This is a genomic window from Streptomyces mutomycini (genome assembly GCF_001700505.1).
In the GTDB taxonomy this organism is placed as follows: Bacteria; Actinomycetota; Actinomycetes; order Streptomycetales; family Streptomycetaceae; genus Streptomyces; species Streptomyces mutomycini.
This window is the reverse complement of the sequence record NZ_MAPV01000093.1, coordinates 51,309-74,823: the sequence shown is the minus strand read 5'-3', so window position 1 is coordinate 74,823 and position 23,515 is coordinate 51,309. Positions and strand designations below refer to the sequence as shown.

At 72.3% G+C, this 23,515-nt stretch carries 18 protein-coding genes; 11 read left to right on the top strand and 7 right to left on the bottom strand.

All coding sequences use genetic code 11. The features are described from left to right. Nucleotides 1-259 precede the first annotated feature (259 nt). Nucleotides 260-484 (top strand): hypothetical protein, encoded by a 225-nt coding sequence (locus BFF76_RS33775; RefSeq protein ID WP_167359493.1) that lies wholly within the window; start codon nucleotides 260-262, stop codon nucleotides 482-484. A 206-nt stretch (nucleotides 485-690) separates the two neighbouring features. After that, a complete protein-coding gene (locus tag BFF76_RS14370) occupies nucleotides 691-3,579 on the top strand; it encodes an AfsR/SARP family transcriptional regulator (RefSeq protein ID WP_065848365.1) in 2,889 nt (962 codons plus the stop codon). Between the two features lie 108 nt (nucleotides 3,580-3,687). Here BFF76_RS14370 and BFF76_RS14365 read toward each other — a convergent pair whose 3' ends face one another. Continuing rightward, complete coding sequence (locus tag BFF76_RS14365) at nucleotides 3,688-4,263, bottom strand: M23 family metallopeptidase (protein WP_031092189.1); 576 nt, start codon at nucleotides 4,261-4,263, stop codon at nucleotides 3,688-3,690. A 152-nt stretch (nucleotides 4,264-4,415) separates the two neighbouring features. Then, on the bottom strand, nucleotides 4,416-4,826 hold the full coding sequence (locus BFF76_RS14360) for a RidA family protein (protein WP_031092187.1): 411 nt from the start codon (nucleotides 4,824-4,826) through the stop codon (nucleotides 4,416-4,418). A 101-nt stretch (nucleotides 4,827-4,927) separates the two neighbouring features. On the opposite strand from BFF76_RS14360, the gene BFF76_RS14355 reads away from it, so the two are divergent. Together BFF76_RS14355 and BFF76_RS14350 are read left to right on the top strand one after the other, a co-directional pair. Further along, a complete protein-coding gene (locus tag BFF76_RS14355; protein WP_065848364.1) occupies nucleotides 4,928-5,401 on the top strand; it encodes a hypothetical protein in 474 nt (157 codons plus the stop codon). A 111-nt stretch (nucleotides 5,402-5,512) separates the two neighbouring features. Then, nucleotides 5,513-5,848, top strand: a complete 336-nt coding sequence (locus BFF76_RS14350; protein WP_065848363.1) for a hypothetical protein — start codon at nucleotides 5,513-5,515, stop codon at nucleotides 5,846-5,848. Nucleotides 5,849-5,880: 32 nt separating this feature from the next. Here BFF76_RS14350 and BFF76_RS14345 read toward each other — a convergent pair whose 3' ends face one another. Continuing rightward, a complete protein-coding gene (locus BFF76_RS14345; RefSeq protein WP_031092182.1) occupies nucleotides 5,881-7,359 on the bottom strand; it encodes a PucR family transcriptional regulator in 1,479 nt (492 codons plus the stop codon). Nucleotides 7,360-7,483: 124 nt separating this feature from the next. Between BFF76_RS14345 and BFF76_RS14340 the strand changes: the two genes are divergently transcribed. The 7 genes from BFF76_RS14340 (at nucleotide 7,484) to BFF76_RS14310 (ending at nucleotide 19,002) form a co-directional block, all read left to right on the top strand. Then, nucleotides 7,484-8,947 (top strand): sodium:solute symporter family protein, encoded by a 1,464-nt coding sequence (locus tag BFF76_RS14340; protein WP_053928648.1) that lies wholly within the window; start codon nucleotides 7,484-7,486, stop codon nucleotides 8,945-8,947. Between the two features lie 199 nt (nucleotides 8,948-9,146). After that, on the top strand, nucleotides 9,147-10,124 hold the full coding sequence (gene speB / locus BFF76_RS14335) for an agmatinase (protein WP_065848362.1): 978 nt from the start codon (nucleotides 9,147-9,149) through the stop codon (nucleotides 10,122-10,124). Then, nucleotides 10,121-11,803 (top strand): thiamine pyrophosphate-binding protein, encoded by a 1,683-nt coding sequence (locus BFF76_RS14330; RefSeq protein ID WP_053928647.1) that lies wholly within the window; start codon nucleotides 10,121-10,123, stop codon nucleotides 11,801-11,803. Before speB ends, BFF76_RS14330 begins: the two co-directional genes overlap by 4 nt. A 224-nt stretch (nucleotides 11,804-12,027) precedes the next feature. Continuing rightward, on the top strand, nucleotides 12,028-12,903 hold the full coding sequence (locus tag BFF76_RS14325) for a serine hydrolase (protein WP_053928646.1): 876 nt from the start codon (nucleotides 12,028-12,030) through the stop codon (nucleotides 12,901-12,903). Nucleotides 12,904-13,207: 304 nt separating this feature from the next. Beyond that, on the top strand, nucleotides 13,208-16,900 hold the full coding sequence (locus tag BFF76_RS14320) for an ABC transporter ATP-binding protein (RefSeq protein WP_107418435.1): 3,693 nt from the start codon (nucleotides 13,208-13,210) through the stop codon (nucleotides 16,898-16,900). A gap of 93 nt (nucleotides 16,901-16,993) precedes the next feature. Next, a complete protein-coding gene (locus tag BFF76_RS14315; RefSeq protein WP_381822349.1) occupies nucleotides 16,994-17,437 on the top strand; it encodes a hypothetical protein in 444 nt (147 codons plus the stop codon). A 77-nt stretch (nucleotides 17,438-17,514) separates the two neighbouring features. Beyond that, nucleotides 17,515-19,002 carry a S28 family serine protease gene (locus tag BFF76_RS14310; RefSeq protein WP_031092167.1) on the top strand — a complete coding sequence of 496 codons (1,488 nt, stop codon included), beginning with the start codon at nucleotides 17,515-17,517 and terminating at the stop codon, nucleotides 19,000-19,002. 109 nt (nucleotides 19,003-19,111) lie between these two features. Here BFF76_RS14310 and BFF76_RS14305 read toward each other — a convergent pair whose 3' ends face one another. From BFF76_RS14305 to BFF76_RS14290, 4 genes are all read right to left on the bottom strand, one after another. Continuing rightward, on the bottom strand, nucleotides 19,112-20,953 hold the full coding sequence (locus BFF76_RS14305) for a glycoside hydrolase family 3 protein (RefSeq protein WP_065848361.1): 1,842 nt from the start codon (nucleotides 20,951-20,953) through the stop codon (nucleotides 19,112-19,114). A 192-nt stretch (nucleotides 20,954-21,145) separates the two neighbouring features. Then, a complete protein-coding gene (locus BFF76_RS14300; protein WP_031092164.1) occupies nucleotides 21,146-21,934 on the bottom strand; it encodes a sugar phosphate isomerase/epimerase family protein in 789 nt (262 codons plus the stop codon). Between the two features lie 107 nt (nucleotides 21,935-22,041). Then, a complete protein-coding gene (locus BFF76_RS14295; RefSeq protein WP_031092163.1) occupies nucleotides 22,042-22,650 on the bottom strand; it encodes a GAF domain-containing protein in 609 nt (202 codons plus the stop codon). Beyond that, on the bottom strand, nucleotides 22,631-23,512 hold the full coding sequence (locus BFF76_RS14290; RefSeq protein ID WP_065848360.1) for a S8 family peptidase: 882 nt from the start codon (nucleotides 23,510-23,512) through the stop codon (nucleotides 22,631-22,633). The genes BFF76_RS14295 and BFF76_RS14290 overlap by 20 nt, the downstream gene beginning before the upstream one ends. Nucleotides 23,513-23,515 lie beyond the last annotated feature (3 nt).

The following is a 23,515-nucleotide window of genomic DNA, read 5'->3' as shown; positions in this document are numbered from 1 at the left end:
GTGGGGGCCGCCTTCGCGGCTGGGTTGATGCTCTGGTTCGGCTGGGGCCTGGCCGGTCTGGTGACCTTGGGGTGCGAGCCGCATCCGAAGGGGGGCTGTGGCGTTCCGGAGGGCGGCGGGAAGTACTTCACGGCCTTCATGGCCGCGCTCTGGCCGCTGGCCGTCATGGGCGAGGGTCCTCGGGCGCTACCGCACGGACTGGCGACCGGCTCTGGGTCACTCGGCCGGAGCGATTGCCGGGGCGGCGGTCGCGCTGACCATGGGCACGTCTGCCGGCCACTGGATCGTGGCACTCGTCCTCGTCGCGGCCGGCGTCGTGATCCCGTGGGCTGCGCGGCGCCACACCGATGGGGCGCGCGAGGCGCGCCGCCAGGAGCGCGAACGCCGAATGCGTGAGGAACGGCTGGCACGGTCCCGGGCGCGCAGGACCGACCGCCGGCGTGAACGGCGACGGCGGCGGCGCGAGGAGAGCCGCGGTACCTGACCTGAGGGCGCGGGAAGGAAAAGTCGCCCCGGTCGCGACGGGCCGCAGGGGCGAGATCTCCCTCACCGGGCGGGGGCCCGGGGGCGTCGCGAACCCGCTGACCGTCCACGAGGCGAATCGAGTGGGAGTCGTCACCTGGATTTCCTTTCCACGGGCTCGAACATCGTTACGCTGCACCGCAGTCAGCGACAGTCACGGAGGCCGCGGTGGGGGAGCCGACGTTCGGGATCCTGGGGCCGCTCCAGGTGCGGGCCCACGGGGTCCCGGTGCGGATCAACGGGGCGAAGCCCAGGGCCCTGCTGGCCACCCTGCTGCTCCAGCCGAACGGTTTCGTCTCGCTCGACCTGCTGACCGAGGTCCTCTGGCCCGGCGGCGCACCGAGGTCCGCGGTCGCCAACGTGCGCACCTACGTAAGGACGCTGCGGCGTCTGCTGCCGCCCGCGGCGGTCGAGGGGCTGCGCACCATGCCCTCGGGGTACTCGCTGGACGCTGCCCCCGGCGAGGTCGACATGCTGCTCTTCGAGCAGCAGCTCGCGGCAGCCCGCGCCGCTCGCGACCGCGGTGAGGACGTCGTCGCGCTGCGCTCCTACGAATCGGCCCTGGAGCTGTGGCGCGGCGGGATGCTCCAGGACGTGCCCTCCAGCGTGGTGTGGGACCCGGCCATCACGCGCATGGAGGGGCTGCGGTCGGTCGCGGTCGACGAGTGCCTGGAGTTACGGCTCCGGCTCGGGGACTACGCCCATCTGGTCTCCGGCCTCCGGTCCCGGCTGACCGAGAACCCGCTGCGGGAGGACCTGTGGCGGATGCTCGTGCACGCGCTTCACGACGCGGGCCGCAGCGCCGAGGCGCGGTCCGCGTACGCCGAGGCGGAGCGGGTGATCGCCGCCGAGCTGGGCATCGAGCCGAGCGCTCCGCTACGGGCCATCGGTGCCGAGGTGAACGGTTACGGGGGCGGGCGCCACGCGGCGGCGCCCGCGTCCGTCTGCCAGCTGCCGATGGACATCCCCGACTTCACCGGCCGCGCCGTCGAGGTCGCCGACCTGGAGGAGCTGCTGTCCACCGCAGGGCGACAGCCCGTGGTCGCGGCGGTGTCGGGACCACCGGGTGCCGGGAAGTCCACGCTCGCCGTACACGTCGCCCACCGGGTGCGTGACACCTTTCCCGACGGTCAGCTCTTCGTCGACCTCGCCGGGACGAGCGAGTGCCCCCGTGAACCGGCGGACGTCCTGGCGGAGATGCTGCGCGGCCTCGGGGTCATCGACAGCGCGATACCCGGTGAAACGGGCGAACGCGCCGCGATGTTCCGCTCCCGTCTGGCACAGCGGCGCTTCCTCGTCGTGCTCGACGACGCCCTGGACGGCACACAGGTGAGCCCGCTGCTCCCGGGCACCGGCGGCTCGGCCGTACTGGTCAGCTCCCGGCGCCGGATGCCCGGACTGCCTGCGCACCCCTGCCCGCTCGGGCTGATGCGGCCCGACGACGCCCGCGCCCTGTTCGGGACCATCGTGGGCGCGGACCGGCTGCTCCGGGAACGCTCCGACGCCGACCGCGTCCTCGCCGAGTGCGGATCGCTGCCGCTGGCCGTACGGATCGCTGCCGCGCGGCTGGTGAACCGGCCCGGGTGGAGCGTCGGCACCCTGGCCGACTCGCTGCGCGACGAACGCGGGCGTCTCGGCGCGGTCCGCTCCGGTGAGCTGGAGGTACGTGCCGGCGCCGAGCTCAGCTACCGCCATCTTCCCGAGCCCGCCGCCCACGCCTTCCGCACCTTCGGGGACCTGCCCGACGACGCCGTACCCGGCTGGCTCGTCGCCGTGGCGACGGGGTGCGACGGTGAGGCGGGGGGCCTGGAGACCCTGCTCGACGAACACCTCGTGGAAGTCGTGGGCAGGGACGGTCTCGGTCTGAACCGCTACCGCATGCACGGCCTGCTGCGTTCCTACGCCCGCGAACTGACCCTGACGGACGATCAGGAGGACCGGCACCGTCGCCGCCTCCAGGTCATCGACGCCCTCATCGCCCTCGCACGCTCGGCCAACGCCGCGATGCCCACCCGTTTCCTCGGTGTCCTGGGCGGACCCGACGAGCACGGCCCGCCGGACGGACCGGCGCACGCCGTCGCGGCCAAGGTGCGCGCCCGGCCGGTGGACTGGTTCGAGAGTGAGCACCGCACCCTCATGGCCGCCGTCGACGCGGCCGTCCGGCTCGGGCGGACCGACCGGGCCGCCGACCTTGCCATCGAACTGGCGGGCTTCTTCGACATGCGCGGCTACTACGGGGACTGGCTGCGGACCCACCGGCTCGTGCTCGACGCCATGCCGCGCCACGACGACGTCAGGGCGGCGGCCCTGCTGCGCAACCTCGGCCAGCTCCACCTCTACCAGGACCGGTACGCGGACGCGCTGACGTCCTTCGACCGCTCCCGCGCGCTCTTCGCCGGACTCGGCCACCCGACGGGGGAGGCCGTCGCCGCGGTGGGGGCCGGCTCGGTCCACCGGGTCGTGGGTGATCTCCGCGCCGCCCTCGGGGCGTTCACCGCCGCGCTCCAGGACTTCGCCGCCGCGGGTGACCCGCACGGTGAGGCGGTGGCACGCAACGCGATCGCCTCCGTCTGGCTGGAGCGCAAGGAACCGGAGGCCGCGGCCGGCTGGCTGCGCGGGGCGCTGGAGCTGTCCCGCGTCGTCGGGGACCGCCACCGCGAGGCGCAGGTGCGCCGCCGGGTCGCCGTCCTGCACGAACTGCGCGGTGAGGCGCGGTCGGCGCGTGGCGAGCTGGAGCGCGCCCTCCGCATCTTCGACGAGCTGGCCGACCTGCACTGCGCCGCCTACGTGCAGCAGAGCATCGCGGAACTGTGCCTACGGCAGGGCGATGCCCGGGAGGCGTCCGCACTGCTGATCGGTGCCCTCGCCGTGCAGCAGCAGCTCGGTGACCGCCGCGCCGAGGCCCGGGTGGCCGGCCTGCTGGGCGAGTTGCACGATGCGACCGGCCGGAAGCAGACCGCGAGGCACTACTTCCACCGCTCCCTGGCGACCTGGCACCGTCTGGGTCTGCCCGACGAGGCCGGACTGGTGGACGCCAGACTCCGCTCGATGCGCTGAGCGGTCCGCCGGAGACGGGTGCGGGTGCGACCGCCGTCGCACCCGCACCCGGCACAGGAGGGGGTCACCGGGTGGCGGTCCGTCCTCCCGCCTGCACCCGATGGCGGATCAGCATCTGTTGGTGCTGGTCTGGTTGCGCTTGAGGTAGTCGCTCCAGGTGACGCCCTGGACGACCGCGACGACGACCGCCCCGTTGAGCTTCTGCTCGTAGTGCAGGTGCGGGGTGATGTCGTAGAGGGCGGACGTTTCGCCGACCTCGCCGATCTTCTGGCCCACGTTGACCGTGTCACCGGCGTTCACCGAACGCGTCCTCAGATGGGCGTACCGCGTCTGCCAGCCGCCCCCGTGGCCGATGACTATCGTGTTCCCGTACCCGGCGCCCGTGGAGTAGTACGACTCGAGCACCGTGCCACCCGCACTGGCGAACACCCGGCGGCCCAGGTCGTCAGGGGTGCCGTTCGCGTCGTAGTGGTTCCAGTCGATCGAGTGCGCGGGGCTGTGCCCGGACCAGTTGCTGCCGAGCCATGTCTGGTTGCACTCGAAGGGCATCTTGAAGGCGGGCCGCGCGGTGATCGCGGCCTCCGACGAATCCGCCACCGGCGCCGCGACAGCGACCGGAGCGGTGAGCGTGACGGCCGCGAACGCGGCCATGGCGGTCAGCGACCGGCGAAACTTCCTGTGCATGGTTCTCCCCTTGTCGTCGGGTGACACGGCGATTCAAGGAGGCGGGCATACACAGCGGATACATTCCGCCTGCCGACCCCGCACAGCTGCTCGCCCGGCGGCCGGGGAGCGGGGCCGGGCCGGGGCTGAGCCGGTTGCCAGGTGCCGGCCGATCAGGAGTCGAGCACCGCGGCGACGCCTTCGATCTCCACCAGCTGATCGTCGTAGCCGAGGACGGTGACGCCGAGCAACGTGCTCGGGACGTCGTGCTCGCCGAAGGCGTTCCGGACCACATCCCAGGCGGTCACCAGGTCCTCCCGCCGCGTGGAGGCGACCAGTACGCGCGTGCTGATCACGTCCGTCAGGCCGGCCCCCGCCGCGGCGAGTGCGGTCCTCATGTTCTCCAGAGCCTTCGCCGCCTGGCCGGCGTAGTCGCCGACGGCCGCTGTGGACCCGTCCTCGTTCAGCGGGCACGCCCCGGCGAGGAAGATCAGCCGTGCTTCGGCGGGTGCGGTGGCGGCGTAGGCGTACTCGGCCACGTCGGACAGCGCGGTGGAACGGATGAGCGTGACGGCGCGGGGCATGGAATCCAAGTCCTCTGGTGTGATCGGAAGTTCGCCTTTCTAGCAGATTGCCGTCGGGGCTTCCTCATCTTTTCCCCGACCACCGCGATTAGGCTGGCGGGATGGGTGACACGTACGCAGTCGACCTCGCTCTGAACCTCCGCGCCACGGCGCCGGGCGCGGTCGTGGACGAGCTGCGACGGCATCTCGGGATCAGCGGTAGGGGTGCCGGGCGGCCGGAGGGAACGGTGGACGCGTCCACGGAAGAGCAGGCCGAACCGGACGACGTCTGCCCTCTCCTCGCCGAGCGTGGACCGGCGGCGCGCATCGGGGGGCTGCTGGTGGGCGAGTTGCACCGTACGGACGGCGGGTGGGCTCTCACGGCACGCCAGGAAGTGCACGCGGAGTCCCTCCCCGACCTGGACCCGCTGCTGGAGCAGTTGGCACAGCACTCCGGCACCGAGGGCGTCATCGGGCAGATCCGCTTCTACGAGGACCATGTGCCGGACCTGCTGATCAGTGAGTCGGGAACGCTGGTGCGGATGTCGCTCAAGACTGATGGAATCGGCGCTGCCCGTGCGTGCCCGCCCGTGTAGGCGCGGGGGACCCTGGGGCCCGAAAGAGCTTCGCCGTCTGAGTACCTCGCGCCGCTCACTTTGAGTACGCCGACCGGGGTGGCGCTCCGGGTCGGGGCGTTGGATGGAGGCATGAACGAAACAGCCCCACTGCTCGAGCCGGCGACCGAAGAAGTCAAGGATCGCACCCGCTTCCGGTCCGTCCTGGCCGCGATCCTCTTCGTGCCCGCGGCGCTGGTGACCGGGGTGCTGACCCTTTCCTCCGAGCGTGCCGGCCGCTGCCTGACCTACGGCGAGGGGTGCGGCCAGCCGCTTCCCGGGTGGCTGTTCACATGCGGCCTCGGGCTGGCTGTTGTGGCCTGCACCGTCGCGCTGGCAGCGTCCACGGTGCGGGTGCGCCGGAACGCGCTCGCCGCGCAACTCCTGGCGGAGGTAACGGCGCTGGTGGTCATCCTCAGCCACGCGTGAGGCGTCCGCGGCCTCAGTCACAGCGTCAGGATTCAGGCACCGCCCGCCCCGCGTCCCCGCAGCGCGAACCACAGCTCCGTCCGTACGTCCATGTCGTCCAGGTCCATGTCCAGCAGCGCCGCGCACCGGGCGATGCGCTGGCGGACCGTGTTGCGGTGGACCCGCAGGGCCACCGCTGTGCGGTCCCAGCTGCCGTGGAGGCTCAGCCAGCAGCGCAGGGTCTCGGCCAGGGGCTCGGTGAGGGGGGCCAGCAGGGCGCGGGCGTGGGCCTCGGCGCGGTCCGGCGGGATCAGGGCGGCCAGGCCCCCGGCGCCGGGACGGTGCGTGGTCAGCGGGACGCGGGTCGCCTCGGCGTGGCCCAGGGCGCGTGACGCCTGGCTGTCGGCGTCGGGCAGGGCGGTCACCGGGGCGGGCCCGGAGACGCCGAGGGTCCAGCCCGGTCGCGGGGCCACTGCCTCCGGAGGGCCGGGGAGCAGGACCCGTACGGTCTCGCGGTCCACGTCCGACAGTGCCGAGCCCAGTGCCGCGCCGAGGGCCCCGGCGTCGAGAGGTCCGGTCGGGGCGCCGTCGGCGCGGCGGGCGTGCACCACCGTCCAGGAGTCGCCGTCGCCCAGCAGCGGGGCCACGTCCTCGGGGGCCGCACCCAGCAGGAGCCGTACGAGCGCCGCCGAGCGGCCCGCCGCGTCGGCGCCCTGGTGCGGGGCGGTGAGCAGGGAGAGGAGCACGACGGCGATCCCGGCGACGGTGTGGTCGCCGGCGTCGCGCCGGGGCGTCGCCAGGACCAGTGCCAGGCCCTGGGACCCGCCCAGCGGGTACGCCGACAGATGGGTGCCGCCCCGGGTGTCGGTGGCCGACGAGGGGCGCGGCTTGCGGCCGGTGGCGGCGGACGCGGGCGGGGCCACCACCCTGGCCAGCCGGGCGAGCGCCGCCTCCACGTCCGGTGCCGGGCGGCCCCCCGCCGCGTGCAGTTCGGTGCCCCCCGCCGTGAACAGCGCCACCCGGCCCTCCAGCTGTACGGCGAGCTGGCGCAGCACCGCCGAGACCGGGTCCGGGCGGGCCGCCGCCGTCGCCAGGGCCTGCTGGGCGCGGGTCACCCTGCGCAGCTCACGGTGCCGCGCCTCCGCCATCAGCCGCCACACCGCCCGGGCGATCGCGGTGAAGCGGGTCCCGGGAGGCACCTCCACCAGGGGCAGCCCGTGCCGGTCGCACGCCTCCACCAGAGCGGCCGGCACGGTGTCGTGCACCGGCGCCAGCCCGAAGCCGAGGGCCGCCGCCCCCGCCTGCACGAGCCGGGCCACATAGGTGTCCGCGTCCGTGAGCTGGACCCCGGCACTCAGCAGCAGCTCGCCGCCGAGCAGATACGGATACGGGTCGGCCATCTCCGAGGTGTGCACCCACGAGACGTCCGCCTGCTCCGGCCCCGCGATCCGGCGCAGCCCGAGCTCCTCCCTGCCGAGCAGTTCGGTCAGGGGGACGGGAGGGGCGGGAGGCCCGGCGGGGGAGTCCGGCATGGATGGTCCATCCACTCGGTGGGGCGAGGATGGATGGAACGTACACTTCAGCGTCGGCTTTCGGCCACCTACCGTCTTCCTCACCACACCCCACCCTGAGCGCAAACGAGACGGAGGAAAGCCCATGGCTGTCGACTACGCGGTGATCGTGGTCTATCTGGTCGGCATGCTCGCCATGGGCTGGTGGGGCATGCGCCGCGCCAGGTCCAAGAGCGAGTTCCTGGTCGCCGGACGGCGGCTCGGCCCCTGGATGTACTCCGGCACCATGGCCGCGATCGTCCTCGGCGGTGCCTCGACGATCGGCGGCGTGGGTCTCGGCTACCAGTACGGGCTCTCCGGCGCCTGGATGGTCTTCACGATCGGCCTCGGGCTGCTCGCCCTGTCCGTCTTCTTCTCGGCCCGCATCGCACGGCTGAAGGTCTACACCGTCTCCGAGATGCTCGACCTGCGCTACGGCGGCCGGGCCGGGGTGATCTCCGGTGTCGTCATGTGGGCGTACACGCTGATGCTCGCGGTCACCTCGACCATCGCCTACGCCACCATCTTCGACGTCCTGTTCGACGTGGACAGGACCGTCGCGATCATCCTGGGCGGCACCATCGTCGTCGCGTACTCGACGCTCGGCGGCATGTGGTCGATCACGATCACCGACATGGTGCAGTTCGTCGTCAAGACGATCGGAATCCTGCTCCTCCTCCTGCCGATCGCCGTCGTCAAGGCGGGCGGCTTCAGCGAGATGAAGGCGAAGCTGCCCACGGAGTACTTCGACCCGCTGGGCATAGGCGGCGAGACGATCTTCACGTACGTCCTGATCTACACCTTCGGCATGCTCATCGGCCAGGACATCTGGCAGCGCGTGTTCACCGCCCGCAGCGACCGGACGGCACGGTGGGGCGGCACCGTCGCCGGCACGTACTGCCTGGTGTACGCGGTCGCCGGTGCCGTCATCGGGACGGCGGCCAAGGTGCTGTACCCGAAGCTGCCCAGCGCGGACGCGGCCTTCGCGACGATAGTCAAGGACGAACTGCCCGTCGGCGTACGCGGTCTGGTGCTGGCCGCCGCGCTCGCCGCGGTGATGTCCACGTCCTCCGGTGCGCTGATCGCCTGCGCGACCGTGGCCAACAACGACATCTGGTCGCGGCTGCGGGGCGTGGTCGCCAAGGACGGCGGGGAACGGGACGAGGTGAAGGGCAACCGGGCCTTCATCCTCATCATGGGCGTGGCCGTCATCGTGATCGCCATCGCGCTCAACAACGTCGTCGAGGCACTCACCGTCGCCTACAACCTGCTGGTCGGCGGGCTGCTGGTGCCGATCCTCGGCGGTCTGCTCTGGCGCCGGGGCACGGCGGCGGGTGCTCTGGCAGCCGTGGCCGTCGGCGGCGCGTCCGTGATCGGGCTGATGGCGGGATACGGAATCCTCGCCAACGAGCCGGTCTACTACGGGCTGATCGCCTCGTTCGCGGTGTACGTCATCGTCTCGCTGGCGACGAAGCCGACCGACGCGGCCGTCCTGACCGCGTGGCGCGAGCGGCTGGCCGGGCGGGGGGCCGGCGATCCGGCCGGCACCCCGGAGCCGGCGACCGTCTGACCGGTCTGCCGGCCGGCCCGACGTCTGGCCGGCTGACCGACCGGGCCACGGCCCGAGCCGGATCGTGGTCCGACTGCCCGACTACCCGGCCGCATCGTGGTCCGACTGCCCGGCCGGACCGAGATTCCGCCCCTGGCACACTGATTAACGTATGAACGCCCACAAGGCGTACATGGCCCGACGAAAGGTACCCGCACCCATGAGCAGCAACGAAACGCCGCGCGGCCCGGTCGACTCCTCGCGCGTGCCCCGGTACGCCGGACCCGCGACGTTCGCCCGGCTGCCGCGGCTCGACGAGGTCGGTACCGCCGATGTCGCCGTCGTCGGCGTGCCTTTCGACTCCGGTGTCTCCTACCGCCCCGGCGCACGCTTCGGCGGCAACGCCATCCGCGAGGCCTCGCGGCTCCTGCGCCCCTACAACCCGGCGCAGGACGCCTCGCCCTTCGCCCTGGCCCAGGTCGCCGACGCCGGTGACATCGCCGCGAACCCGTTCAACATCAACGAGGCCGTCGAGACCGTCGAGGCCGCGGCCGACGACCTGCTCGCCACCGGCGCCCGGCTGATGACGCTCGGCGGCGACCACACCATCGCGCTGCCGCTGCTGCGTTCCGTCGCCAAGAAGCACGGCCCCGTCGCCCTGCTCCACTTCGACGCGCACCTGGACACCTGGGACACCTACTTCGGCGCCGAATACACCCACGGCACCCCGTTCCGCCGTGCCGTCGAGGAGGGCATCCTCGACACCGAGGCGCTCTCCCACGTCGGTACCCGCGGCCCGCTGTACGGCAAGCAGGACCTCACCGACGACGCCAAGATGGGCTTCGGCATCGTCACCTCCGCCGACGTCATGCGGCGCGGCGTCGACGAGATCGCCGACCAGCTGCGGCAGCGCATCGGCGACCGGCCGCTCTACATCTCCATCGACATCGACGTGCTCGACCCGGCGCACGCCCCCGGCACCGGCACCCCCGAGGCCGGCGGACTCACCTCGCGCGAGCTCCTGGAGATCCTGCGCGGACTCTCCTCGTGCAACCTGGTCTCGGCCGACCTGGTCGAGGTCGCCCCGGCCTACGACCACGCGGAGATCACCTCCGTCGCCGCCTCGCACACGGCGTACGAACTGACGACGATCATGTCCCGTCAGATCGCGGCGGCGAAGGGGGCGCGGGGCAAGTGAGTCACGACCACGACGACCGGCCGCAGCTCACGGCGGCCCAGGCCGAGGCGGCCCTGAACCCTCCGTCCGGCCGCAACGGCGGCGACCTCGTCGTCGAGACCCTCCAGGGCCTCGGCGCCACCACCGTCTTCGGGCTGCCCGGTCAGCACGCGCTCGGCATGTTCGACGCGCTGCGCCGCTCCTCGCTCTCGTACGTCGGACTGCGCGTCGAGAACAACGCGGGCTTCGCCGCCGACGCCTACGGCCGGATCACCGGCGAGGTCGCGCCCCTGCTGCTCTCCACCGGTCCGGGGGCCCTGACCTCCCTGGCCGCGCTCCAGGAGGCGGCCGCGGCGTCGGCGCCCGTGCTGGCGATCTCCAGCCAGATCCCCAGCGCCGGGCTCGGCGGCGGACGCCACGGCTATCTGCACGAGCTCCGCGACCAGAAGGCGTCCGTCCGCGACATCGTGAAGTCCGTGCACACCGTGCGCACGGCCTCGCAGATCCCGTCCGCGATCGCCGCCGCCTGGGAGTCCGCGCTGACGGCCCCGCACGGCCCGGTCTGGGTGGAGATCCCGCAGGACGTGCTGCTCGCCGAGACGGTCCTGCCCGTGGTCAGCGCGCTCGACGCCACCCCGCGCGAGCTGTACCCGCGCCCCGAGCTGACCCTCGCGGCCGCCCGTCTGCTGTCGGACGCCGAGCGTCCGGCGATCATCGCGGGCGGCGGAGTCGTACGGTCCGACGCGGCCGGCAAGCTGCGTGCGCTCGCCGAGAAGATCAACGCCCCGGTCGTCACCACCTTCGGCGGCAAGGGCGCCTTCCCCTGGGAACACCCGCTCTCGCTCCGCTCCTGGCTGGAGGACCGGTACACCACCGACTTCCTGGAGGACGCCGACGTCCTGCTGGTCGTCGGATCGGGACTCGGCGAACTCTCCTCGAACTACCACACGTTCGCCCCGCGCGGCCGTGTCGTGCAGATCGAGGCCGACGCCGGGAAGCTGGAGTCCAACCACCCCGCGCTCGGCATCCACTCCGACGCCCGGGAGGCCCTCGCCGACCTCCTGGACGCCGTGGAGCCCCGCGAGGACGACACCGCTCCGGAGCGCGTCAGGTCGCTGCTGGCGAAGGTCCACGAGCGGATCGCGGCCCAGGACCTCGCCCTGGAGCAGCAGGTGCTGGCCTCGGTCCGCGAGGCACTGCCCGACACCTCACCCAGCTTCTGGGACATGACGATCCTGGCCTACTGGGCCTGGTCCGCCTTCGACGCCCGTCATCCCAACACGATGCACTCGGCGCAGGGCGCGGGCGGTCTCGGCTACGGCTTCCCCGCCGCGATCGGCGCCGCGGCGGCCGACCGGACCAGGCCGGTGCTCGCGGTCTCGGGGGACGGCGGCGCGATGTACTCGATCGCCGAACTCGCCACCGCCCGGCAGTACGACCTGCCCGTCACCTGGCTGATCGTCGACGACGGGGGCTACGGCATCCTGCGGGAGTACATGACGGGCGCCTTCGGGGAAGCCACGGCGACCGAACTCTCCCGCCCGGACTTCGTCGCACTCGCCGAGTCCTTCGGCGTGCCCGCGGTCCGTACGACACCCGAGGCCCTGGCCGCCGACCTCGGCAAGGCCCTCGCGGCCCCCGGCCCGTCGGTGGTGGTGCTCCCGGCGCTGCTGAGGATGTTCGAGCCGACGCACCTCTGAGCCCGCCCCCTCGCCCGGTCCGGAGCCGGCTTCCGGCCCGGACCCGGCGAGGGGCAACGGCGTGGCGTCGGTCACTGCGCCCGGCCCGGAGGTCTGGCGCCACGGGCCGGCACCAGGGGTGGCCGACCAGGCTGTGTCCCAGACCATAGGTCGGTTTGTCCGCTTCCATGCATCATGTCCGGGTGCTCCGTCGGGGCGACCAGCGAGACAGTGCGGAGGACGGCATGGCCCACCAGCGATTGACCCGGTACTCCCGCGCCGCGTTCCGAGCCGCCCTGGTCGGCGGAGTTCTCGCCCCCGCGGCCCTGGCGGCGTCGCCTGCCACCGCAGCCCCGGCCCCTGCCGTCTCCTGCGCCTCGGACCGGGCAGGGCTCGCCGCGGAACTGTCCAAGGACATCACCGCAGCCCTCGAGGGCCACAGGTCCACCACCGCCCTGGCGGTGCAGGACCACCGGACGCACACGAGCTGCACGCTGCGGCCCACCCAGCAGGTCGACTCGGCGAGCGTGGTCAAGGTCACGGTCCTCGCCGCACTGCTCTGGGACGCGCAGAAGGCGGACCGGCCGCTCACCCGGCACGAGGGCGAGCTCTCCACGGCCATGATCACCGAGTCGGACAACGACGCGACCAGTGAGCTGTGGGACAGGCTGGGCCCTGCGAAGGTCAAGGGGTTCCTCAAGGCGGCGGGTATGACCCGCACGGCACTGGACGCCAAGGGCGCGTGGGGGCTCACCCAGATCACCGCCCATGACGAACAGCGTCTGCTGACCCTGGTGACGGCCAGGAACAAGGTCCTCGACGACAGGTCGCGGACCTTCGTCCTGGAGCGGATGCGCAAGGTCGTGCCGGAACAGCGCTGGGGAGTGCCGGCCGGCGCCCCGGGCGACGCGACGGTCCAGCTCAAGAACGGCTGGCTGGAACGGTCCACCCACGGCTGGCGGGTGCACAGCGTCGGCGCGTTCAGCGGCAAGGGCCATGACTACGTGATCACCGTGCTCACGCAGGACAACAGGACGATGCAGGACGGCATCGACACCATTCAGGCCGTCTCCAGGGCGGTCCACGAGAGCATCGGGCCCGCCCGCCCCGCGCACGGCTGATCCCTGCCACCGCTGCCGGCCGGCCCGTCCGCGTCTGCCGGGACGAGTGGTCGTAGGACCGGTCGGCCGGCCCCGGGTCCTACGTCCAACCGCCCCCGTCTACGTCCATCGGCCGAGAATTGTTGCGGAAGGATGAAATCCGCCGCCGGCCGCGTTGGGGACATGCGGTAGGTCAGGCGGGGCGACGGGGCGAATTCAGGAGGCACGGGTGTCGGGCGCGGAGAAGAAGGGCGCGGAGGTACCGGGCGCGGAAGGACCAGGCGCCGGGGAACCGGGCACCGAGGCGCAGGGCTGGGGCCGGCGGCTGACCGGGTACGCCTGGCGCTACCGGCGCAACGTCGTGCTGGCGCTGGGCTCGTCCCTGGCGGGCATGGCCGTCATGGCCCTCGTCCCGCTGATCACCAAGGTGATCATCGATGACGTCGTCGGCAGCCACACCCGTTCCCTCGGCGTGTGGACCGGTCTGCTCATCGGCGCGGCCGTCCTCGTCTACATCGCCACCTTCATCCGCCGCTACTACGGCGGGCGGCTCGCCCTGGACGTGCAGCACGACCTGCGGACCGAGATGTACGGCACGCTCACCCGGCTCGACGGGAAGCGGCAGGACGAGCTCTCCACCGGACAGGTCGTCGGGCGCGCCACCAGCGACCTGCAGCTGATCCAGGGCCTCCTCTTCATGCTCCCGATGACCATCGGGAACATCCTGCTCTTCCTCATCTCCCTGGTGATCATGGCGTGGCTCTCGCTGCCCCTGACCCTCGTCGCCCTCGCCGTGGCCCCCGCGCTGTGGTTCATCGCCCGCCGATCCAAGACCCGCCTCTTCCCCGCCACCTGGTACGCCCAGAGCCAGGCCGCCGCCGTCGCCGGAGTGGTCGACGGGGCCGTCTCCGGGGTCCGGGTCGTCAAGGGGTTCGGCCAGGAGGAGCAGGAGACCGGCAAGCTCCGCGAGGTCAGCCGCAGGCTCTTCGCGGGCCGGCTGCGCACCATCCGGCTGAACTCCCGCTACACCCCGGCGCTCCAGGCCGTTCCCGCGCTCGGCCAGGTCGCGATGCTGGCCCTCGGCGGCTGGCTCGCCACCCGGGGCGAGATCACGCTCGGCACGTTCGTCGCCTTCTCCACGTATCTCGCCCAGCTCGTCGGCCCGGTCCGGATGCTCGCCATGGTCCTCACCGTCGGCCAGCAGGCCCGGGCCGGTGTGGAGCGCGTCCTGGAGCTGATCGACACCGAGCCGTCCATGGCGGACGGCACCAGGACGCTCCCGGCCGACGCCCCCGCGAGCGTGGAGTTCGACGACGTCCGCTTCGGCTATGACGACGACCGGCCGGTCCTGGACGGCTTCTCCCTCACCATCGAGCCGGGCGAGACGGTCGCCGTCGTCGGTGCCTCCGGCAGCGGCAAGTCGACCGTCTCGCTCCTGCTGCCCCGCTTCTACGACGTGTCGCACGGCGCCGTCCTGGTCGGCGGCCACGACGTCCGTGAGCTGACCTGGGACTCGCTGCGGGCCGCCATCGGGCTCGTGCCGGAGGACAGTTTCCTCTTCTCCGAGTCCGTGGGCGCCAACATCGCGTACGGACACCCGGGCGCCACCCAGGAGCAGATCGAGCAGGCCGCGCGGGCCGCCCAGGCGCACGGCTTCATCTCCGAGCTGCCCGACGGCTACGACACCAAGGTCGGCGAGCACGGGCTCACCCTCTCCGGCGGCCAGCGCCAGCGCGTCGCGCTCGCCCGCGCCCTCCTCACCGACCCCCGCCTGCTGCTCCTCGACGACGCCACCTCCGCCGTCGACGCCCGGGTCGAGCACGAGATCCACGAAGTCCTGGCGCAGGTCATGGAGGGCCGCACGACCCTGCTGATAGCCCACCGCCGGTCCACGCTCGGCCTCGCCGACCGCATCGCCGTACTCGACCGGGGGCGGCTCGCCGACATCGGCACGCACGCGGAGCTGGAGCGCCGCTCGGCGCTCTACCGGCGGCTGCTCACCGACCCGGACGAGCTGGGCGGCACCTCTCCCGGCCACCAGCCGTCGGCGGTCGCGGCGCCGGAGGACGACTTCGCCCTCCAGGAGGAGCTGGACGCCGAGTTCGACGCCGGGCGCGGGGTCACCCCCGGACTCTGGATCCGCAAGGAGGAGGAGCGCGACGCGGCGGCCGCCGGCATGCCCGCCACTCCCGAGCTGCTCGCCCAGGTCGACGCGCTGCCGCCCGCCACCGACGTCCCCGCCATCGACGAGGCGAGCGCGGTGCGCCCGGAGAAGTCGTACGGGCTGCGCAGGCTGCTGCACGGCTTCGGGGCCGCGCTGCTGGCGAGCCTGGCGCTGGTCGCCGTCGACGCGGGCATGGGCCTGCTCCTGCCCGTGCTGATCCGGCACGGCATCGACGACGGTGTCACGAAGATGGCGCTCGGCGCGGTCTGGGCGGCGGCCGGCTTCGGGCTGCTCGCCGTGCTCGTGCAGTGGGCGGCGCAGATCGGTGAGACCCGGATGACGGGCCGCACCGGCGAACGCGTGCTGTACTCCCTGCGCCTCAAGATCTTCGCGCAGCTCCAGCGGCTCGGTCTCGACTACTACGAGCGCGAGCTGACCGGCCGGATCATGACCCGGATGACGACCGATGTAGACGCTTTGTCGACATTCCTGCAGACCGGTCTGGTCACCGCCTTCGTCTCCGTCGTCACCTTCTTCGGCATCACGGTCGTGCTGCTCGTCCTCGACGTCCAGCTGGCCCTGGTCGTCTTCGCGACGCTGCCGCTGCTGATCGTCGGCACGGTCTTCTTCCGCCGCAAGAGCGTGAAGGCGTACGAGCTGGCCAGGACACGCATCAGCGTCGTCAACGCCGACCTCCAGGAGTCCGTCTCCGGGATGCGGATCGTCCAGGCGTTCCGGCGCGAGCGCGACGGCGCCGAGCGGTTCGCGGCGCGCAGCGACCACTACCGCCAGGCCAGGGTGCGCGGGCAGTGGCTGATCTCGGTCTACTTCCCGTTCGTCCAGCTGCTGGCCTCGGTCGCGGCGGCCGCCGTGCTGATCGTCGGCGCAGGCCGGGTCGACAACGGCACGCTGACCACGGGCGCGCTGGTCGCCTATCTGCTCTACATCGACCTGTTCTTCGCCCCCGTGCAGCAGCTGTCCCAGGTCTTCGACGGCTACCAGCAGGCCACCGTCTCGCTCGGCCGCATCCAGGAACTCCTGCGGGAGCCGACCTCCACCGCCGACCACGAGAAGGCGCAGGACGTGACCTCGCTGCGCGGTGAGATCGCGTTCGAGGACGTGTCGTTCGCGTACGCCGGCGAGGAGGAGGCCCTCACCGGCATCGATCTGCGCATCCCGGCGGGCCAGACGGTCGCATTCGTCGGCGAGACGGGCGCCGGCAAGTCCACGCTGGTCAAGCTCGTCGCCCGCTTCTACGATCCGACGAGCGGACGGGTCACGGCGGACGGTACGGATCTGCGCCGGCTCGACAGGACGGCGTACCGGCACCGGCTCGGAGTCGTACCCCAGGAGGCATACCTCTTCGAGGGGACGGTCCGTGACGCCATCGCCTACGGACTTCCCGAGGCCACCGACGCGCAGGTGGAGGCGGCGGCCCGGGCGGTCGGCGCCCACGACATGATCGCCACCCTGGAGGACGGCTATCTGCACGAGGTCGCCGAACGGGGCCGCAATCTCTCGGCCGGCCAGCGGCAGCTGATCGCACTCGCCCGCGCCGAACTGGTCGACCCCGACATCCTGCTGCTCGACGAGGCCACCGCGTCCCTCGACCTCGCCAGTGAGGCCCAGGTCAACCAGGCCACCGACCGGCTGGCGGGCCGGCGCACCACGCTGGTGGTCGCCCACCGGCTGACGACGGCGGCGCGCGCCGACCGGGTCGTGGTGATGGACCGGGGCAGGGTCGCCGAGGACGGCACGCATGACGAGCTGCTGGCCAGGGAAGGCGCCTACGCGCGGCTGTGGCGCACCTTCATAGGGGAGGACATGGGAGAGGACACTCCGGCAGGCGTATGACCCCGGTCCGCAACTGAAAGCCCGGCCCCCGCGTCGTACACCCATGCGTACGTGTGTTCAGTGGAGGCCGGAGTGTTCGATGAAGCGGGCGGGATGAACGGGGTGGACGGCGTGGCGGGATCACTGAGGCCATCGGAACGGCCGAGGCCGGGGGCGGGACGGCGCATGGCGGCGGCGTTCCTCGTCCTGCCGCTGCTCGGGGCCCTCGGCCTGGTGCTGGGGCCCACCGGAGCGGCCCCGGCGCATGCCGCGTCGGCCTGCTCCGGGCGGCTGGTCAAGACGGTGTCGTTCGCCACCGGTTCGCTGCGTGTCTACAAGAGCCGCGCCTACGCGTGCGCCGTGACCGTCGCCAGGGAGCCGGGGGCACGCCGGGCGATGCGGGTGTCGCTCCAGCCGCGCGGCGGCCGGGCGGTCGTCGACAGCGGCAGGTTCACGAAGCTGGCCGGCCCGGTCACGGTGCACGCGCTGAACCGCTGCGTCCGGGCGTCGGGTTCCGTCGGCGGCTCCTCCGGTTCCACTGGATGGATCTTGTGCTGACACGCGAACAGGTCTGGCGTGGGAGGTGTCACCCCCGCTAGGTTCACGGCCACTGTCGTGAATCAAGGGGAGGGTGCATGCGCAAGGCGCTCAGAGGCGTTCTGTCGCTCGCGGTGCTCATAGGCACAGTGAGTGCGACCGGCGCCTCGGCCGGTGCGGCCACCGCCGCAGTACCGGCCGAGAAGCAGAGCAGCGGCTCCGTCAGCAGCAGCGGCGAGAGCAGCAGCGAGGACATCAAGGACCGCATCCTGGCCATCCCGGGAATGAGTCTGACCCAGGAGAAGCCGTACCCCGGTTACCGCTACTTCGTCCTCAACTACACCCAGCCGGTCGACCACAGGAACCCGTCCAAGGGAACCTTCCAGCAGCGCGTCACCCTGCTGCACAAGGACACGACCCGGCCCACGGTCTTCTTCACCGGCGGCTACAACGTCTCCACGAACCCCAGCCGCAGTGAGCCGACGCAGATCATCGACGGCAACCAGGTGTCCCTGGAGTACCGGTTCTTCACCCCGTCCCGCCCCGCGCCCGCCGACTGGTCGAAGCTCGACATCTGGCAGGCCGCCAGCGACCAGCACCGGGTCTTCAAGGCGCTGAAGAAGATCTACTCCGAGAACTGGCTCACCACCGGAGGCTCCAAGGGCGGCATGACCGCCACCTACTTCGAGCGCTTCTACCCCAAGGACATGGACGGCGTCGTCGCCTACGTCGCCCCCAACGACGTGGTGAACAACGAGGACTCGGCGTACGACCGGTTCTTCGCACGCGTCGGCACCAAGGAGTGCCGGGACCGGCTGGGCGGTGTCCAGCGCGAGGCCCTCGTCCGCCGGGAGGCCCTGGAGAAGAAGTACGAGGCGTACGCCGCCGAGAACGGCCTGACCTTCGACACCGTCGGCTCGCTCGACAAGGCGTACGAGGCCGTCGTCATGGACTACGTCTGGGCGTACTGGCAGTACAGCCTGCTCGCCGACTGCGACTCCATCCCGGCCGACGCCCCGAACGCCACCGACGAGGAGATCTGGGACTCCATCGACGGCATCTCGGGCTTCTCCGCCTACGCGGACCAGGGCCTCGGGACCTACACGCCGTACTACTACCAGGCCGGCACCCAGCTCGGTTCGCCCGACATCCAGCAGCCCTGGCTCGGGAACCTGAGCCGCTACGGCTACCAGCCGCCGCGCAACTTCGTGCCGCGCTCCATCCCGATGAAGTTCCAGCCCTCGGTCATGCGTGACGTGGACAGCTGGGTCAGGAACAACGCCCGGAACATGCTGTACGTCTACGGCGAGAACGACCCCTGGGGTGCCGAGCCCTTCCGTCTCGGCAAGGGCGCCCGGGACAGCTACGTCTACACCGTGCCGGGTGGCAACCACGGCTCCAAGGTCGCCGGCCTCGTCGCCGACGAGAAGGCGAACGCCACCGCGGCCATCCTGCGCTGGGCCGGGGTGGCGCCGGCGGCCGTCGAGGCCGACCCGGCGAAGGCCAGGCCCCTCGCGAAGTTCGACGCCCGCCTGGACGTGCGGGACGACGAACTGAAGCGGGACCGGGGCACGCTGCGCCCGTAGCCCCGCCGCGCCGCGCCGAAGTGGGCCGTGTCCACCGGGTGTTGTTCACACCCGGTGGACACGGCCCACAGGTCTGTCACCGCCCGGCCCTGACCGGCGCCGGCGGTGCTCAGCTCCGGTACGACAGCCCGAAGCCGACGGGATACAGCGTCTGAGCGGGAGCGTCCGCCCGCTGCACCGGGACCGGGAGCCTGCCCTCCGGGCGGGCCCGCCCGGCGATCACGCGGGCGGCGGCCCGCAGCTCGACGTCCGTCCAGCAGTAGGCGGCGAGGCTCGCGGCGTAGCCCGTCCCGGCCAGCTGGGCGATGTCGTACGGATTGCGGATCGCGAGCGTGATCACCGGGACGCCGGCCGCCGCGAGTGCGCCGACCAGGGTGCGCTGGGAGCTCGACGCCGAGACGTTGTACGTGGCGACGATCACCGCGTCCTTCCCCTCCGCCGCGGCCACGGCCTCGGCGATCTTCGCCTGGGAGGGTGCCGTGCCGGTGGACAGCGCCGTCGCCGCGAAGCCCAGCTCCTCGAACGCCCCCGCGAGCGTGGTGGTCGGGGGGCCGGTCGTGCCGGAGGGCGACGCCGGATCGGCGCCGGCCACCAGGAGGTTCCTGAGGGACCGGCGGGAGAGCGGCAGCAGCGAACCGGTGTTGGCCAGCAGCGTGGTCGTCCGCTCGGCGATCCGGTCGGCGGCGGCGAGATGCGACGGGATGCCGATGGTGCGTTCGACGCCCCGGTGGGTGACGTACGGGTCGCGGAACAGCCCGAGCTTCGTCTTCAGCCGCAGGATGCGCAGGATCGATTCCTCGATGCGTGCCTCGCTGATCTCGCCGCTCTTCACGGCGTTCAGCACGGCGTTCCAGGCGACCTCGAGGTCCGGCGGGTTGAGCAGCTGGTCCACGCCTGCCAGCAGCGCGAGGACGGGGACGCGCTCGTCGCCGTACTTCGTGCGGACACCCTCCATCCCCAGGGCGTCCGTGACCACGACTCCGTCGTAGCCGAGCTCCTCGCGCAGGATGCCGGTGAGGATCGGCCGGGACAGGGTGGCCGGGTCCTCCGACGGGTCCAGGGCCGGCACCACGATGTGCGCCGTCATGATGGAGTCGATGCCCGCGGCGATCGCCGCCCGGAACGGCGGGGCGTCGAGCTCCGCCCACTGCTCGCGGGTGTGGTGGATGACGGGCAGGCCGGTGTGGCTGTCGGTGCTGGTGTCCCCGTGGCCGGGGAAGTGCTTGGCGGTGGAGGCGATCCCCGAGCTCTGATACCCCTTCACCTGCGCGGCGACCATGCCGGCGACCGAGTCCGGGTCGGAGCCGAAGGAGCGTACGCCGATGACGGGATTGGCCGGGTTGACGTTGACGTCCGCGTCAGGGGCGTAGTTCTGGTTGATGCCCAGCGCCGCCAGCTCGGCCCCGGCGATCCTCCCCGCAGTGCGCGCGTCCGAGCGTGAGCCGCCCGCGCCCAGTGCCATCGCGCCCGGCAGCAGCGTCGCGGGCTCGCCGACGCGGCACACGATGCCGTGCTCCTGGTCGGTGGAGACGAGGAGCGGCAGCGGGGTGGGCCCGGCGAGCCCGGCGCGCTGGATGCCGTTGGAGAGGCCGGCGATCTGGTGCGGGTCGCGGGTGTTGTGCGCCCAGGCGAAGTAGATGATGCCGCCCACGTGGTACGTGGAGATGAGCTCGGCGGCGTCACGGACCCCGATCTCGGCGAGGTTGGCGTCGATGTCAGCCTGGTCGGGCTCGGTGGCGGAGTGCCCGTACACCCGCATCACGAAGAGCTGGCCGACCTTCTCCTCCAGGCTCATCCGGGCGATGAGCCGCTTGAGACGGCTGTCCGTGGAGGTGGCGGCGGTCACGGCCGCCTGCGCGGCGCCGGGCAGAACGCCGACGCCGGTCGCCGCGGCCGCGGCGGTGGCCGCCGTGGCGGTGAGGAGGGTGCGTCTGGAGGTGCGGTGGTGCACGTGAGCCCCTTCCGGTGCTGAAAGAAACTTCCAAGAAGGTACGGATATATGGAAAGTAACTACCAGTCAAGGGGATCGTCGAGAACGGTGTGACACGCGAAAGGGCGCGCGAAGGGCGTGTGGTGTCCCGACGAGGTACCTCCCGCCGCCCGACCGCCTGGTCAGGCCCGCTGCCGGGAGCGGGAGCCGGGGCTACTGCTTCGGTGCGCCGAGCCGCAACAGGTGCTCCCGCCCCGCGGCCAGCAGCTCCGGCAGTCCGGGGGCTCCGGCGTACCACCGCTTCTCGTACTCCCAGCACACCCAGCCGTCGGCAGCCGGTGTGTCCAGGCATTCCTTCAGCGGCAGCACCCCGGCGCCGAGGGGCAGGGGTGTGGTGTCCTCGGCGGAGGCGATGTCCTTCACCTGTACGTATCCGAGGTGCGGGGCCAGCACCGCGTGGCTCGCCGCAGGGTCCTCGCCGGCCAGCCAGGTGTGCATGACGTCCCAGATCGCGCCGATCTGCCCGTGCCCGACGGTCCCCACCACGCGGGCCACATCGGCTCCGGCGCGGTGCGAGTCATGGGTCTCCAGCAGGATCCGTACGCCCATGTCGGCGGCGTACGGGGCGGCGGCCCCCAGCCGTCGCGCGGCGACCGCGTCGGCCTCGGCGGGGTCCTGGTCCCCGCCGCCGGGGAACACCCGGACGTACGCCGCACCCAGGTCGTGCGCCAGCTCCACCAGCGCGGCGAGCTCCGCGAGCACCGGCTCGTCCTCACCCCCGGCCGCGACCCTCACGTACCCGGCGACGGTCAGGATCTCGACCCCGCCCCGCTTGAACTCATCTGCCACGGCGGCCCGCTCGGCCGGGGTCAGTCCGGGGTGCACCGGTTCCTCCGGATGAGCGCGCAGCTCGACCCCCTGGTAGCCGTTCCCGGCTGCGAGCCGCACCACGTCCGCGACGGGCATCCCCGGCACTCCGAGGGTCGAGAAAGCGAGCTTCACGATGAGTCCTTCCGCTGGGGTTCCGGTGCGGGAACGGCCTGGTGTCACCCCGGCTCCTGCCCGTCGCTCCGGCCGTCACTCCTGCGTGACGTCCAGCCTACGGGCCCTCATCCCGTGCCCCGCAGCAGTCGCTCCAGGCTGCCCAGGAGCTGCAGCGCGTCCTCACGCCGTTCGCCGTCCAGGGGCCGCGCGGCGCTCACCGCCGGCTGCGTGGCGAGCACGCGCAGGGCGGCCGCCGCCTGCCGGGCGAACATCGCCAGCAGGTCCAGCTCACGGACCCCCGACCGGGCCTGCGGGGAGGGGTCCAGCACCTCCAGCACCCCGAGGACGCGCGCGTCGCTGATCAGCGGGGCCGCCATCAGGGCGTCAGGCACGTAGGCGGTGGACTCCGCCAGCGAACGGTCGAAGGACGAGTCCTGGCTCAGGTCGTCCACCACCATCGGCTCACCCGAGCTCGCCACCCAGCCGGCGATGCCGCGCCCCGCGGGGAACCTGCGGCCCACCAGGAACTCCTCGCCCTCCCCGGAGACCGCCTGGAAGACCAGTTCGTCCGCCTCCTCGTCCAGCAGGAAGACGGAGCTGGCCGCGGCCCCGAAGATCGCCCGCGCCACGTCGACGACCGACTGCAGCAGCTCGCGCCGGGCGTCGTCACCGGGGGCGGCGGGGACGGCGAAGGGCGCCGGGGGAAGAGTGGCATCAGTTCTCGGAGTCGTCACTGGTATCTCCTGCCGCTGTGGAAGGACGCGGGCCGGCGTGCACGTTGGCCGCGGACAGATAGAGGGCGTTCTTGAGCTGGAAGACCGTCATGCTGGGGTGACCGGAGAGGACACGGGCGCAGAGCCCGGCGACGTACGGGGTGGCGAAGCTGTTGCCCGTGGTGCGGATCGTCCTGCCGCCCAGCCAGGGCACGGACACGTTCTGCCCCGGCCCGAAGAACTCCACCGGGGGGTCCGGGTTGTACAGGTGGAGCTCGGCGTCCTCCTGGTGGCTGCCCACGGAGATCACCGAGGCGAACCGCCAGGGAAAGCTCTCCACCGGGGTGTTGTGGGCCGACGCGACGATCACCGTACGGCCGAAGTAGGCGCGGTCGGCGAGGCCGTGCAGCTCCGGCGCGAACCGGGACCGGGTGGTCGACAGGCTCAGGTTCACGACGTCGAAGCGCTGCTCCACGGCCCACCGCAGCCCGGCCATCAGGACGTCACCGGTGCCGGAGAAGCGCTCGCCCAGGACCCGGACACTGTGGATCTCGCAGTCGGGGGCGGTGCGGCGGATGATCCCCGCGCACGCGGTCCCGTGCCCGCAGGTGTCCCCGGTGACGGTCGGCTCGACCGTGATCGACCCGCTCGCCGGATCCTTGACCACCACCCAGGAACTCTCCACCGGCCCGACCAGTGGATGGTCCCGCTCCACACCGGAGTCCACCACGCACACCCGCACCCCGCGCCCGGTCGCCTGCCGCGCGGGCAGGCCGCCCGGAGGCCCCTCGTCCGCGGGTACCGGCACGTCGTCCGGGCCGCGCCCGCGCAGGCTCCAGGTCAGCCCCTGCCCCGGCACGGTCCCCCCTCCGCTGGTTCCCATCGG

Excerpts from the sequence above, each read along its gene's own strand:
- BFF76_RS33775 (WP_167359493.1), top strand. The coding sequence starts at position 260 with ATGGGCACGTCTGCCGGCCACTGGATCGTGGCACTCGTCCTCGTCGCG.
- BFF76_RS14365 (WP_031092189.1), bottom strand. The coding sequence starts at position 4,263 with ATGCACAGGAAGTTTCGCCGGTCGCTGACCGCCATGGCCGCGTTCGCG.
- BFF76_RS14360 (WP_031092187.1), bottom strand. The coding sequence starts at position 4,826 with ATGCCCCGCGCCGTCACGCTCATCCGTTCCACCGCGCTGTCCGACGTG.
- BFF76_RS14355 (WP_065848364.1), top strand. The coding sequence starts at position 4,928 with ATGGGTGACACGTACGCAGTCGACCTCGCTCTGAACCTCCGCGCCACG.
- BFF76_RS14350 (WP_065848363.1), top strand. The coding sequence starts at position 5,513 with ATGAACGAAACAGCCCCACTGCTCGAGCCGGCGACCGAAGAAGTCAAG.
- BFF76_RS14345 (WP_031092182.1), bottom strand. The coding sequence starts at position 7,359 with ATGCCGGACTCCCCCGCCGGGCCTCCCGCCCCTCCCGTCCCCCTGACC.
- BFF76_RS14340 (WP_053928648.1), top strand. The coding sequence starts at position 7,484 with ATGGCTGTCGACTACGCGGTGATCGTGGTCTATCTGGTCGGCATGCTC.
- speB (WP_065848362.1), top strand. The coding sequence starts at position 9,147 with ATGAGCAGCAACGAAACGCCGCGCGGCCCGGTCGACTCCTCGCGCGTG.
- BFF76_RS14325 (WP_053928646.1), top strand. The coding sequence starts at position 12,028 with ATGGCCCACCAGCGATTGACCCGGTACTCCCGCGCCGCGTTCCGAGCC.
- BFF76_RS14315 (WP_381822349.1), top strand. The coding sequence starts at position 16,994 with ATGAACGGGGTGGACGGCGTGGCGGGATCACTGAGGCCATCGGAACGG.
- BFF76_RS14310 (WP_031092167.1), top strand. The coding sequence starts at position 17,515 with ATGCGCAAGGCGCTCAGAGGCGTTCTGTCGCTCGCGGTGCTCATAGGC.
- BFF76_RS14290 (WP_065848360.1), bottom strand. The coding sequence starts at position 23,512 with ATGGGAACCAGCGGAGGGGGGACCGTGCCGGGGCAGGGGCTGACCTGG.